This is a genomic window from Streptomyces sp. NPDC021225, assembly GCF_044332865.1.
GTDB lineage: Bacteria > Actinomycetota > Actinomycetes > Streptomycetales > Streptomycetaceae > Streptomyces.
The window spans coordinates 86,476-99,830 of the sequence record NZ_JBIRPV010000001.1 but is presented as its reverse complement, the minus strand read 5'-3'; the positions used below and the strand labels follow the sequence as shown (position 1 = coordinate 99,830).

10 protein-coding genes are annotated in these 13,355 nt (G+C 74.4%); 1 reads left to right on the top strand and 9 read right to left on the bottom strand.

The features are described from left to right. Positions 1–19: 19 nt before the first annotated feature. The 9 genes from ACH4S9_RS00385 to ACH4S9_RS00345 all read right to left on the bottom strand — a co-directional run bounded on the left by ACH4S9_RS00385 (position 20) and on the right by ACH4S9_RS00345 (position 11,547). Positions 20–1,684, bottom strand: a complete 1,665-nt coding sequence (locus tag ACH4S9_RS00385) for a sensor histidine kinase (protein ID WP_398368890.1) — start codon at positions 1,682–1,684, stop codon at positions 20–22. Further along, positions 1,681–2,400: a response regulator transcription factor gene (locus ACH4S9_RS00380; protein ID WP_398368888.1), complete on the bottom strand. Its 720-nt coding sequence runs from the start codon at positions 2,398–2,400 to the stop codon at positions 1,681–1,683. The genes ACH4S9_RS00385 and ACH4S9_RS00380 overlap by 4 nt, the downstream gene beginning before the upstream one ends. Before the next feature lie 19 nt (positions 2,401–2,419). Then, positions 2,420–4,747 (bottom strand): molybdopterin cofactor-binding domain-containing protein, encoded by a 2,328-nt coding sequence (locus tag ACH4S9_RS00375; protein ID WP_311727383.1) that lies wholly within the window; start codon positions 4,745–4,747, stop codon positions 2,420–2,422. Then, complete coding sequence (locus tag ACH4S9_RS00370) at positions 4,744–6,987, bottom strand: 2Fe-2S iron-sulfur cluster-binding protein (protein ID WP_398368885.1); 2,244 nt, start codon at positions 6,985–6,987, stop codon at positions 4,744–4,746. Before ACH4S9_RS00370 ends, ACH4S9_RS00375 begins: the two co-directional genes overlap by 4 nt. Beyond that, complete coding sequence (locus ACH4S9_RS00365) at positions 6,984–7,883, bottom strand: FAD binding domain-containing protein (protein ID WP_311727386.1); 900 nt, start codon at positions 7,881–7,883, stop codon at positions 6,984–6,986. Before ACH4S9_RS00365 ends, ACH4S9_RS00370 begins: the two co-directional genes overlap by 4 nt. Before the next feature lie 275 nt (positions 7,884–8,158). Beyond that, complete coding sequence (locus ACH4S9_RS00360; RefSeq protein ID WP_398368883.1) at positions 8,159–9,862, bottom strand: beta-N-acetylhexosaminidase; 1,704 nt, start codon at positions 9,860–9,862, stop codon at positions 8,159–8,161. A gap of 79 nt (positions 9,863–9,941) precedes the next feature. Continuing rightward, the gene (locus ACH4S9_RS00355; RefSeq protein WP_358848384.1) at positions 9,942–10,361 is read right to left on the bottom strand and encodes a hypothetical protein; all 420 of its coding nucleotides are present in this window, start codon (positions 10,359–10,361) and stop codon (positions 9,942–9,944) included. A 218-nt stretch (positions 10,362–10,579) separates the two neighbouring features. Next, on the bottom strand, positions 10,580–10,864 hold the full coding sequence (locus ACH4S9_RS00350) for a DUF3039 domain-containing protein (protein ID WP_311727389.1): 285 nt from the start codon (positions 10,862–10,864) through the stop codon (positions 10,580–10,582). A 92-nt stretch (positions 10,865–10,956) separates the two neighbouring features. After that, positions 10,957–11,547 (bottom strand): YqgE/AlgH family protein, encoded by a 591-nt coding sequence (locus ACH4S9_RS00345; protein ID WP_311727390.1) that lies wholly within the window; start codon positions 11,545–11,547, stop codon positions 10,957–10,959. Between the two features lie 238 nt (positions 11,548–11,785). Here ACH4S9_RS00345 and murA point away from each other — a divergent pair, with 238 nt between their 5' ends. Continuing rightward, on the top strand, positions 11,786–13,129 hold the full coding sequence (gene murA, locus ACH4S9_RS00340; protein ID WP_358848383.1) for a UDP-N-acetylglucosamine 1-carboxyvinyltransferase: 1,344 nt from the start codon (positions 11,786–11,788) through the stop codon (positions 13,127–13,129). The last annotated feature ends 226 nt before the right edge of the window (positions 13,130–13,355 follow it).

Genomic DNA, 13,355 nt, shown 5'->3' with positions numbered 1-13,355 from the left:
ACCGCAAACTCACCGCAAACTAGTGGGCGGCGGCCGTGGGGAGCTCGATGGTGAACGTCGTGCCGGCGCCGACCTCGCTCTCCACACCGACCGTCCCCTGATGGTCCTGCACGATCTGGCGGACGATGGACAGCCCGAGCCCGCTGCCGCCGGTGGCCCTCCCCCGCGCGGCGTCGGCCCGCCAGAAGCGGTCGAAGACGTGCGGCAGCTGCTCGGCGGGGATGCCGTGCCCGGTGTCGCCCACCCGCACCACGGCCCGCGCGTCACCGCGCGCCAGGGACAGCCGGACGGTGCCGCCGGGCGCGGTGGCCCGTACGGCGTTGCTCACCAGGTTGCCGACGGCCTGCCGCAGCCGGTCCGCGTCGGCGTGCGCGTACACCGGGTCGCCGGGCGGCGTCTCGACGGTGAGGGCGACCCCGGCGCGCTCGGCCCGGGCCCGGTGGGCGGTGCGGCAGGTGTCCAGCAGTTCGCTCAAGGAGATGTACTCGCGGTGGTACGTGAGGGCTCCGGCCTCGGCGAGCGCCAGATCCTGGAGGTCGTCGACGATCCGCTGCTGGAGCAGGACCTCCTCGTGGAGCGAGTCCAGCAGCTCGGGTTCCGGGTCGACGACGCCGTCGCGCAGCGCCTCCAGATAGCCGCGCAGATTGGCCAGCGGGGTGCGCAGTTCGTGCGCGACGTCGCCGACGAGCCTGCGCTGGCGCTCCTCGCTGACCTGAAGTGACTCGGCCATGCGGTTGAAGGACCGGCCGAGTTCGGCGATCTCGTCCCGGCCGGTCACGGGCACCCGCCGGGCCAGGTCGCCCTCGCCGAGGCCGCGGGAGGCCGCGGTCAGGGCGCTGACGGGGCGGAGCACCGTCCGGCTGAGCAGCAACGCGCCGAGGATGGCCGCCACGGCGACGGCCACGGCCGCCGTGACCGCGGGCGCGGCGGCGAGGGCGGACGGCGGCTCGTCGAGGGCGCCGAGGCGGACTTGGAGCGGCGGCGGGGCGGCGTCGCTGATCTGCTCGGCGAAGACCCGCTGGAGGCACGGGGTGATGCCCTCGCCCGTGGCGGACAGGCAGGGCCGCGCGGCCGTGTCGTACCGGGCGTACTGGGCCGCTGACGGCTTGGGCCGCGGGCAGGACCCGCGCGACGCCGGTGTGCCGCCGCCTCCCGTCTTCCGGCCGGCCGAGTACGTGGGCACGCCGTAATCGTCCCGCCCGACCGTCACCTCGAAGCCGTCGCGGGTCAGACATGCCGCGTACGCCGTCCCGGAGCGGTAGTTGGCGATCGCGGTCACGGTGAGCTTGGCCGCCGCCAGCGGGACCAGCCCGTCGGGCAGCCGCAGTTCGGGGCGCGGGTCCACCAGGAGCGGGGCACCCGGGCCGGTCTTGCGGGGCTCATGGCCCGTCAGGAAGTCCGAGTCGGCCAGCGGGGCACCGGAGCCGGTCGTGCCGGTGACCCGGATGCGCTGCCCGGTGTCGGTGGCCAGCTCGCGCACGGCGGATGCGACGCCGTCCCAGGTGCCGTGCCGCAGTCCGTACTGGCGCAGTTCGCCGGTGACCCGGTTGATGTCGGCCCGGTCCGCGGCGGCCGTCTCGTTCGCCTGCCGGGTGGCCTGGCGCAGCGTCAGCCAGGCGGTGGCCGCGGTGGCTGCGATCACGAGCAGCATGACGAGGGCGAGCGCCCGCAGCCGGAAGCTCACCGCACGGGGCCCGGGTCCGGCTCAGGGACCGGGCCCTGGTCCGCCAGCCGGTATCCGCGCCCGTAGACGGTCTCCACCATGCGGGGCGCTCCGGGCCCGCGCTCCAGCTTGCGGCGCAGGTTCATCACATGCGCGTCCACGGTGCGCTCCAGTACGTTCTGCTCGAAGCCGAAGACCCGGTCGACGATCTGCGCCCGGGTGAAGGCGCGCCCCGGCTCGCCCGCCAGCAGGGCGAGGATGGCGAACTCCTTACCGGTCAGCGCGATCACCTCGCCCGCCAGCCGCACCTCGTAGCGCGCGGTGTCGATCTCCAGCGCGCCGGTCCGGATGACCGCCGGCTCCCCCGTGGCGGCCCTGGACCGCCGCAGCAGGGCCCGGACGCGGGCGGTCAGCTCCCGGGGGCTGTAGGGCTTGGTCATGTAGTCGTCGGCGCCGAGGTCGAGCCCGAGGAGCATGTCCTCCTCCGTGGCGCGCGCGGTCAGCAGCAGGATCGGCACCTGGGACTCGGTGCGCAGGATGCGGCACACGTCCAGGCCGTCGACCTGCGGCATCATCACATCGAGCACGATGAGGTCGGGGCGGGTGGTCCTGGCGCGGTCGATCGCCGAGCGGCCGTCGTGGACCGTCTGAACGGCGTTCCCCTCCCGCTCCAGATAGATCCGGATCAGCCGCGCCTGTTTCTCGTCGTCCTCGGCGACCAGGATGCGCGCGCTCAACAGCCCACCCCCCTGGTGATCAGGTCGTGTTGACGACCGCCGCCTGGGGCCGGATCGGCAGCCTGTTGACCGGGCGGGCGGTCGCCGAGCGGACGGCCGAGGCCACCGCCGCCGGGGTGGTGACGACGGGCACCGCGCTGGCGGCCTTGGCGCCGAAGGGGGCGACCACGTCCCGCTCCTCGACGAGTTTGACGATGTGGATGTCGGGGACGTCCACGGCGGTCGGCAGGGTGTAGCCGGTGAGGTCGGGGTGGCGGATCACGCCGCGGGAGGTGCGGAGGTTCTCGGTGAGGGCCGCGCCGATGCCCTGGGCGACGCCCGCCTCGATCCGGGCCGCCAGCTGGCGGGGGTTGAGCACCCGGCCCACGTCCTGGGCGACCGTCATGTCCACCACGCGCACCGCGCCGATCTCGATGTCGACGTCGACCACGGCGCGGATCGCGCAGAAGGCGAGGCCGACGAAGGCGTCGCCCTGGCCGGTCTCGTCCAGCGGCTCGGTGGGGTGCGGGCGGCACTGGGCGGTGGCCCAGAGCTCCTTGCCCTCCAGGGCCTCGTCGACGGTGGTGCTGAGCACCCCGTCGTACGAGGTGATCTTGCCGTCGGCGATGGTCAGCAGCTCCGTCGACATGCCGAACTTGTGCGCGAGCGGCTGGAGCAGCTGGGTGCGGACCATCTTCGCGGCCCGCTCGACCGCGCCGCCCGACACCCAGGTGTGGCGGCCGCGCGCCGCGGGCCCGGCCGGGGGCTGGTCGGTGTCGACCGGGGCGACGTGCACCTCCTCGATGCCGAGGACCTCCTGGACGATCTGTCGGGCCAGGGTGGTGAAGCCCTGGCCGGTCTCGACGGCCGCGCAGATGACGGTGGCCACCGAGCCGGTGACCTTGACCGTGGCGGTGGAGACCTCGTCGGCGCCCTCGGCGCCGAGCATGTGCACCATGCCCAGGGCGTAGCCGACGCCGCGCCGCACCGCGCCCGGCTCGCCCGCGCCCTCGGGGCCGCCGGGCAGCAGCCACTCCTCCTCGGGGTCGTCCTTGGGGAGCGGGGGCAGCGGGGTGTCCCGTACGGCGCGCAGCAGTTCGGCGACCGGGGCCGGGCAGGTGACGGTCTGGCCGGTGGGCAGCAGATCGCCGGTGGCCATGGCGTTGCGCAGCCGGATCTCGGCCGGGTCGAGGCCCAGCTTCGCCGCCAGCTTGTCCATCTGGCCCTCGTACGCGGCGCACACCTGCATGGCGCCCTCGCCGCGCACATGGCCGGACGGCGGGTTGTTGGTGCGCACCGCCCAGCCCTCGATGAACGCGTGCGGCACGACGTACGGGCCGCAGGCGAAGGAGACCGCGGCGGCCAGCGCGTCCCCGGAGGAGTCCGCGTACGCGCCCGCGTCCAGCAGGATCTGCGCCTCGACCTTCACCAACTTGCCCTCGGCGTCGGCGTGGTGACGGTAGCGCAGCAGGGTGGGGTGGCGGTGGGCGTGGCCGAGGAAGGACTCCTCGCGGGTCGCGGCGAGCTTGACCGGGTGGCCGGTGCGCAGCGCGAGCAGGCCGAGCGGCAGCTGCATGCCGGGGTCCTCGCGCTCGCCCATGGCGCCCGGCACGCCGGTGACCACGACCTTGACCCGCTCCGGCTCCAGGCCGAAACAGGCGGCGGCCAGGTCGCGGTCGGCGTGCGGGTCGGTGGAGGCGGTGTAGATCTCCACGCCGCCGTCGGGGCGCGGCACGGCCAGGCCCGCCTCGGCGCCGATGGGCGCCGGGTCCTGACGGCCGATCCGGTACAGGCCCTCGGCGATGACCTCGCCGACGACGTCGGGGTCGCCGAAGCGCAGCGGGATGTGGCGGACCAGATTGCCGTCGGGGTGCAGCGGCTCGGCGGCGAACGCCTGCTCGGGGTCGGTGACCGGCTCCAGCACCTCGTACTCGACGGCGATGGCGGCGGCGGCCAGCCGGGCGGTGTCGGGGTGGTCGGCGGCGACCGCGGCGATCGGCTCGCCGTGGTGGCGGACCAGGTCCTTGGCGAAGACGGGGCGGTCGGCGACGCGGCGGCCGTGCGCGGCGTCGCCCGGCACGTCGGCGTGGGTCACCACGGCCCGGACGCCCGGCATCTGGGCGGCGGGCGCGGTGTCGATGGAGACGATGCGGGCGTGCGGATGCGGGGAGCGCAGCACGGCGGCCCACAGCAGCCCCTCGGCCCACAGGTCGGCGGCGTACGGGAAGGTGCCGGAGGTCTTGGCCGCCGCGTCGACGGGCTCCAGCGACACCCCGAGGCCGATGACCGGCGGCTCCTTGGGCGTGAGGGGGACTCCGGCGGCGGGGGTTGCGGTGGCGGCGCCGGTGCCGTCCGCGATTCCAGTCATGCCGTAGCCCTCCCACTGCCCGTGCCGCTGCCGCTGCCGTCGAAGCCGCCGTCGCCGGTGCCGTTCATCCCCGGCGGGCCCGCCTGGTGCGGGATGCGGGCGGCGGCTTCCTGCCCGCCGTCCGCCGCCTCGTCCTCCTCCGCGGCGGCCGCGGCCGCCGCCTCCCGGGCCTCGACGACCTCGCGGACCGCGTCGACCACCCCGCGGTAGCCGGAGCAGCGGCACAGGTTGCCGCTGATCGCCTGCCGGGTCTGGAGGTCGGTCGGGGAGTGGTTGCCCTCCAGCAGGTCGTGCACGGTCATGGCCATCCCGGGTACGCAGAACCCGCACTGCACCGCCCCGCAGGCGGCCAGCGCGCGCTGCACGTCCGAGGGCTGCCCGTCCACGGCCAGGCCCTCGACCGTACGGACCTCACAGCCCGCGGCGGTCGCGGCGGGCACCAGGCACGAGGCCACCAGCCGACCGTCGACCTGGACGGAGCAGGCGCCGCACTCGCCCTGCGAGCAGCCGTCCTTGGCCCCGGCCAGGCCCAGGCGCTCGCGCAGCACGTAGAGCAGGGACTCCCCGATCCAGGCGTCGGTGACGGGGCGGTCGGCGCCGTTGACGTGCAGGACGTAGGAGGCGCTGGGGTGCTCGCTGTCGGTCTGGAGGGTCTCGGCGGCGTCGGCGGCCTCGGGTGCGGCCTGGTTCGGTGCCTCCAGAGCTTCCGGTGCGTCCAGGGTGTCCGCCGTGGCCTGCGCTTCCGGTGTGTCCGGCTCGGCGACCTCTGGGGCCGTCTCCTCGGCCAGGGGCGCGCCGTGGCCGTCCGGCGCCAACTCGGCCGATTCGGCGTCCTGTCCGGGGTCGGGCTCCGCCGGGGCATGGGGGGCCTCGTCCGCCACGGGGGCCTGGGGGGCCTCGGGGGCGGCGGCCGCTACGCCGTGCGGCGGGGTCGCCCGGCCCGCGTGGTCCTCGGCGTCGTAACCGTCGTAAGCCTCGTAAGCGTCGTCTGCGAATCCGCCACGGCCGCCCACGGGCGCCACGCCGTGCGGCGGGGTCCCCGGGCCGGTGTGGTCGTCGACGCCGACCGCGCCACCGCCCACCGGGCCGTCCTGGGCGCCGTAACCGTCGTAGCCGTCGTAAGCGTCGTCTGCGAATCCGCCGCGGCCGCCGACGGGCGCCACGCCGTGCGGCGGGGTCGCCTGGGCCGTGTGTCCGGCCGCGGAGGCGGCGCTCTGGGCGCCGTGCGTCAACTCCTCGGGCCAGTCGTCCACCTCGGGCACCTCGGAGCCCCCCGCCGGGGTGGGTGCGCCAGGGTGTCCGACGGGCACATCGGCGCCGCCGGGCAGCCTCAGCCGCCGCCGGGCGGGGCCGCGGCTCGCCGGCGGGGCCGCGGGCGCGGGGCCGCTGCGGACGGCGTGGTCGCCGAGCGCGTACTCGCCCGAATCGTCGGCGCCCCCGGCTCCGTTGTCACCGGCCGCCGGAACCGGCCACTGACCGGTCCGGCCCGGCTGCTGCGGGTGCTGCCCGGGCGCGCCGTCCGCGAAGGGCGTCGTCCACTGCGCGGTGTCCTGCGCGGTGTCCGGCCCGCCGTACGGGCGCGTCGCCGGGCCGGGGTGCTCGTCGACCCGGTATTCGCCGGTCTCGTCGACGCCGTCGTCGGCCGCGGCCGGGATCGTCCACTGGCCGTTGGCCGCGGCCTCGGGCACGGGCCACTGGGCCGCGGCCGCCTGGTCGTTCACCGGGTACACGCCGGTCTCGTCGACGCCGTCGTCGGCGGCGAACGGGATCGTCCACTGGCCGGTCCGGCCCGGCTGCTGCGGCTGCCACTGATCGTGCGGGGAGTGCTGGGCGTGCGGGTTCTGGTGTTCCCCGTAGGCGTACTCGCCCGAGTCGCCGTTCCCGCCCGCGCCGGGCTGCGCCCACTGTCCTGAGGCATCGGCGCCGGCATCCACCGGCATGGTCCAGTGCCCGGTCCCCGACTGGTCGGCGGGCGCTCCGGGCGCGTGGGCCGTCGGCTGCCACTGGCCGCCCTGCGAGGGCGCGCCGGGCGCGCCCGTCATGGGCGGCGGGGTGTAGCCGGTGCCGGGGGCCGCGAGCGGGTCCCACCCGCCGCCCGCGAGGGCGGCCGGGTCGTGGTGCGAGTGGTCGGGTGGCAGCTGCACGAACGCGGTGGCCTCCGCGTCGTACTCGGGGCCGTGCGGCATCGGCTGCCACCCGCTCCCCGGTTCCGGCCGGTGCGGCTGCTGTTCGTCACTCACGCGAGTGCCCTCCCCAATGCTCGGCGGGCCAGAGCTGCCACCGTACGCCTCAGATGGATGGCGGCGGGCGGCAGGGGCACCGGCTCGGAGCCGTCCGCCGTTGGAGCCGGGTCGGGAATGCAGGCGGCGGCGACGTACTCCCCGAAAGCCGCGCTCACCTGCGGGTCGAGACGCCCCCGGTCGCCGTCCCAGTCGATCAGCGAGGCCACCCAGCGCTCGGCCTCCAGCGGCCGCAGCGGCATGGGCGCGACCGCGCCGACCGCGCAGCGCACCCCCCGCCGCGCCGGGTCCAGCACAACGGCGCACGAGGCCGTGGCCCGGCCCGGGCCGGTGCGCCCGGTGGCCTTGAGGAACGCCTGGGGGGCGTGCAGGATCGGCACCCGCACGAACCCGACGAGTTCGCCCGGCCGCAGCATCTCGACCCCGGCCAGCAGATGGCTGACCGGGATCTCGCGGCGCGCCCCCTCGGGCCCGGCGATGATGACCGTGGCCTCCAGCGCGGCGAGCACCGGCAGCGCGTCGCCCGTGGGGGCGGCGGTGACGATGTTGCCGCCGAGGGTGCCGGCGTTGCGGATCTGCGGCGGCCCGGCGGCGCGCGCCGCGGCGGCCAGCGCCGGGATGAGCGCGGCGAAGTCGGGGCGGCCCATGCGCGCGTGGGACAGTCCGGCGCCCAGCAGGGCGTGCCCGTCCAGGTAGCGCCAGCCGCGGATCTCGCTGATCCGGCCGAGGCCGACGAGCGCGGCGGGCCGCAGCAGCCCGGAGTTGACGGCGGCCATCAGATCGGTTCCGCCCGCGACGGGCACGGCGGCGGGCATGGCGGCCAGCGCCGCCACGGCCTCGTCGAGCGTGCTCGGCAACGTCACCGTGTGCGCCGCCTGCGGTGCGTGCGTGGTCAACCCAGCTGCCCCTTCCCCGGTGTCCCGGCTGTTGCGCCGTACGGTACGTGCTGACAGCCCGGACGTGGCAACTCTGGCACATCTTCCGAGTCCGCCGTCGCGAGGGTCCGTGAAGCATGGATCCGTCCCCGACCAGGGGGATGGTACGGGTTTCGGGCGACGTCTCCGCCAGGTGTGGATTGCCACGTTTCAGGGACCCTTGTGCGACTTGGGGTTGCGCCGGGGGACCACGGTCCCAGGGGCGCGCCGCCGGGGGGCGTACCTTCCGGCGCGCCTCACACGATCGGGGGCGACCCGTCGATCGGACGTCCGGATACACCGGGGCGCCGCTGCCAGGGGAGCGGGCCGCCGGGGGGCCGGTAGTCCACGCCGAGCGCGTCCAGGCGCGCGTAGTGGGCCGTCATGCGCGCCTGGAAGCCCGCGAAGTCCCGTTCGAGCGGGGGCGGGAGAGGCGACCACACGGCTTCGGCGAAGGCGGCGAGGCGGGGGAATGTCTGATAGTCGACGCGCCGCCGGTCCTCCAGCACCTCCGTCCAGACGTTCGCCTGGGCGCCGAGCACGCGCTCCGCCTCCGCGCCGGTGAGCTCGGGGGGAACCGGCTCGAAGCGGTAGACATCCTCCAGGGTGCGCACGTAGCCGATGGGGACCGGCTCGTCGTCGCCGGGCGCCTGGCGGTAGTCGAAGTAGACCTGCTGCTTGGGACACATGACGACGTCGTGGCCGGCGCGGGCGGCCGCGATGCCGCCCGCGTAGCCGCGCCAGGAGGACACGACGGCACCCTCTGCCAGGCCGGTCGCGCCGACGGCCTCCTTTGTCGCGGCCGTGACGCCTTCCGGCGGGTCGGCCTCCAGGGCGGTCCCCTCCAGGATCTCGTCCCAGCCGATCAGGCGGCGGCCGCGCTCGGCGAGCCAGTGGCCGAAGTGGCCCACGAACCAGCTCTGGAGCTCGTCCTCGTCGGCCAGGCCCAGCTCCCGGATCCGGGCCTGGGCGGCCGGGGAGGCTCGCCACTGCTCCTCGGGGCACTCGTCGCCGCCGATGTGGACGAAGGGGCCCGGGAAGAGCTCCAGGACCTCCTCGAGGACGTTCTCGTAGAAGCGCAGCGTGGTGTCGGCGGGTGAGAGTACGTTCGGATTGACGCCCCAGGTCGTCCAGACGCCGAGGGAGGCGGTGTCGACGGCGTCGGCGTTGCCCAGCTCCGGGTACGCGGCGATGGCGGCCTGCGAGTGCCCGGGGATGTCGATCTCCGGGACGACGGTGATGTGCCGCTCGGCGGCGTACGCGACGATCTCGCGGATGTCGTCCTGGGTGTAGTGGCCGCCGTGCGGGCGCTCGTCCCACAGCGGTGAGTCGCGGTGTCCGAATTTGGTGCGCTCGCGCCAGGAGCCGACCTCGGTGAGCCTGGGGTAGCGGCGGATCTCCAGGCGCCAGCCCTGGTCGTCGGTCAGGTGCAGATGCAGCACATTGAGCTTGTGCGCGGCCATGAGGTCGAGGTACGCGAGGAGATCGCCCTTGGGCATGAAGTGCCGCGCCACGTCCAGCATCAGGCCGCGCCAGCCGAAGCGCGGGGCGTCCTCGATCACCCCGCAGGGCACCGTCCACTCCGCCCGGGCCGCGATCGGTGCCCGCCGGAAGGCGTCGGGGCCGAGCAGTTGGCGGAGGGTCTGCGCGGCCCAGAAGACGCCGGCCGGGCCGCCGCCGTCGACCCTGATCGCATGGCCGTCGACGGCGATGCGATAGCCCTCGGGGCCGAGCCGGTGCCCGATCCCGGGGTCGATGCGCAGCACGACGCGGTTGTCGTCGGCCTCCCCGGGCGCGAGCGGCAGTCCGGTCGCGGCGCCGACGGTGGCCCTCAGCCAGCGCGCGGCGCCCTCGGTGCCGGGGCCGGCGTCCAGCAGGGTCCGGTGGTCCAGGGGGTATCGGGCGTCGGACAGCGGCTCGTACGCGCTGTGGGGCGCCGGGATCAGGTCCGTCGAGTTCATGGGCGAGACGCGTCCTTTCGCGGATGTTCGCGACCTTTTACGCCTTTTGTAACGTTCCGCTGCCCGCACGACCCCGTGCTCAGCCGCCCGGCAACTGCCCGCCCGGGCCATCCGGTTCGGGATCCGGCACGGCCTCCACCCGGGCTCCCGCCGCCGCCAGTCGGACCACCACCTGCCCCCAGTCCGGCCAGCAGCTCCGTATCCGCTCCAGCACCCCGCGCCCGGCGACCAGCACGATCTCACAGCCCGGCTCGTCCGCCCACTCCAGCAGCCTGGGCAGGGTGGGCTGCGCGGCCGAGACGACACAGCTGCCCGCCGGCCGGTAGCCGCGCTCGGCGGCCAGCCGCGCGCACCGGTCAAGCTGGGCGTCCCAGTCCTTCTCGAACTGGCGGTACCCGCCCGCCGCTTCCGTCTCGGGCTCGCCTGGTTCGTCGATCTCTCGTGCGCCGAAGACCAGGTAGGCCGCCCGCTCGGCACCGCTCTCCCCGCGCCCGCTCATGGGGCGACCCTAGCGGCGCGGTCCGCGCCGCCGAGGCGGTACTCCGCGAGGTGCGCGGCATATGCCAAATATGACCGCGCTCCATGCGGACACAGAAAACATATGGACCCACACGGCACGGCACGCCCGGCCCGCGGCCCCCGGATGAGGGGGCGCGGGCCGGGCGTGTCGCGCGCGGGGGGCTCCGGCGGGTGGCGCCGGGGCGCAGGGCCGGTGGGCTACTTCTTGTCGCCGTCCTTGCCCTTGTCGCCACCGGCGCCCATGCCGTCGAAGATCTCCTTGCACATGGGACAGACCGGGTACTTCTTCGGGTCGCGGCCCGGGACCCAGACCTTGCCGCAGAGTGCCACCACCGGAGATCCGGAGAGCGCGCTCTCCATGATCTTGTCCTTCTGTACGTAATGGGCGTAGCGCTCGTGGTCGCCGTCACCGTGCGACACCTGAGGTGTCGGCTCTACGAGGGTCCCCGTGCCTGCCCCGCGCTCGGGCTCAAGAGTGCTCATACAGCCCTAGGGTACTCACGCGCGGAGCGAACGACGGATCAGCGCCTCCCGCGGCATCGACCGGTGTCGCCGCCACCCGGCACGCACCGCGCCTAGTTGAGCGAGGGGTCGTCGGGATAGGTGGCGACCATCGCCAGTTCGCTGCGCTGGCGGCGCAGCACCGCCCGCCACAGCCGCTCCGGGGCGGGCGAGGAGACATCGCCCGGCTCGGACTCCACGACGTACCACGCGCCGTCGGACAGCTCGTCCTCCAGCTGCCCGGGCCCCCACCCGGCGTAGCCCGCGAAGATCCGCAGCGAGCCGACGGCGGCGGCCAGCAGCTCGGGCGGCGCCTCCAGGTCGACGAGCCCGATCGCGCCGTGCACCCGGCGCCAGCCGAGCGGCCCGTCCTCGGTCACCGAGGAGGCGGCTCTCCCGGCCTCGCCGGGGACCACGGCGACCCCCAGCGCGGAGTCCAGCGACACCGGGCCGCCCTGGAACACCACCCCCGGCTCCCCGGCCAGCGCGGCCCAGGACTCCAGGATGTCGCCGACCCCCACCGGGGTCGGGCGGTTGAGCACAACGCCCAGCGACCCCTCCTCGTCGTGGTCGAGGAGGAGCACCACCGCGCGGTCGAAGTTCGGGTCCGCCAGCGCCGGTGTCGCGACTAGCAGCCGTCCTGTGAGCGAGGACACCTCGGTCATGGACACATGATCCCGCATGTTTGCCCCGGAGGGGGAGTGGAAGACGAGTCCCGAGTGAGTGCAGGTCGGGGCGTACGACAGCAAGAACGGCGCACGTAACCGTCCGTTTTCTGATCTGAACCGAACGTGTTGTGACACATTCATGTCGGTTCCGTGGGCGCCTCGGGCATGCGGAGGCGCTCTCCTCGGCTATTACTCTTGCCTTTTGGCCCTGACCGTCCCAGGAACGCGAGACCAGATGACCCGCTCGAACGATGTCCTGCTCGTCCACGGCGGCACCCCGCTCGAAGGCGAGATCCGTGTCCGCGGCGCGAAGAACCTCGTGCCCAAGGCCATGGTCGCCGCGCTGCTCGGCAGTGGGCCGAGCCGGCTGCGCAACGTCCCCGACATCCGCGACGTGCGGGTGGTGCGCGGGCTGCTCCAGCTGCACGGCGTCACGGTACGCCCGGGTGACGAGGCCGGCGAGCTGGTGCTGGACCCCACCCACGTGGAGAGCGCGAACGTCGCCGACATCGACGCGCACGCGGGCTCCTCGCGCATCCCCATCCTCTTCTGCGGCCCGCTGCTGCACCGCCTCGGCCACGCCTTCATCCCGGGCCTGGGCGGCTGTGACATCGGCGGCCGGCCGATCGACTTCCACTTCGACGTGCTGCGCCAGTTCGGCGCCACGATCGAGAAGCGGGCGGACGGCCAGTACCTGGAGGCCCCGCAGCGGCTGCGCGGCGCCAAGATCCGCCTGCCGTACCCGTCGGTCGGCTCCACCGAGCAGGTGCTGCTGACGGCGGTGCTCGCCGAAGGGGTGACGGAGCTCTCCAACGCGGCCGTCGAGCCGGAGATCGAAGACCTGATCTGCGTCCTTCAGAAAATGGGCGCGATCATCTCCATGGACACCGACCGCACGATCCGGATCACCGGCGTCGACAAGCTCGGCGGCTACAACCACCGCGCCCTGCCGGACCGCCTGGAGGCCGCCTCCTGGGCGAGCGCGGCGCTCGCGACCGAGGGCAGCATCTATGTGCGCGGCGCCAGCCAGCGCGAGATGATGACCTTCCTGAACACGTATCGCAAGGTCGGCGGCGCGTTCGACATCGACGACGAGGGCATACGGTTCTGGCACCCGGGCGGCAAGCTCAACGCCATCGCCCTGGAGACGGACGTCCACCCCGGCTTCCAGACCGACTGGCAGCAGCCCCTGGTCGTGGCCCTGACCCAGGCCTCCGGGCTGTCCATCGTCCACGAGACGGTGTACGAGTCGCGCCTGGGCTTCACCTCCGCGCTCAACCAGATGGGCGCGCACATCCAGCTCTACCGCGAGTGCCTGGGCGGCTCCGCCTGCCGCTTCGGTCAGCGGAACTTCCTGCACTCGGCGGTCGTGTCGGGCCCGACCCGGCTCCAGGGCGCCGACCTGGTCATCCCCGACCTGCGCGGCGGCTTCTCGTACCTCATCGCGGCCCTGGCCGCCCAGGGCACGTCCCGGGTCCACGGCATCGACCTGATCAACCGCGGCTACGAGAATTTCATGAGCAAGTTGGTCGAGCTGGGTGCCAAGGTGGAGCTCCCGGGCGCGGAAGAGACCGCCTGAGCCCCGCCGCGGGCCCCGGCTGGGGGTCCGGGGGTTATCCCCCGGGTAGACGCAGCATGAGCAAGCTCGTCGAGCTGGGCGCCAAGGTCGAGCTCCCGGGCGCGGAAGAGACCGCCTGAGCCCCGCCCCGGGCCCCGGCTGGGGGTCCGGGGGTTATCCCCCGGGTAGACGCAGCATGAGCAAGCTCGTCGAGCTGGGCGCCAAGGTCGAGCTCCCGGGCGCGGAA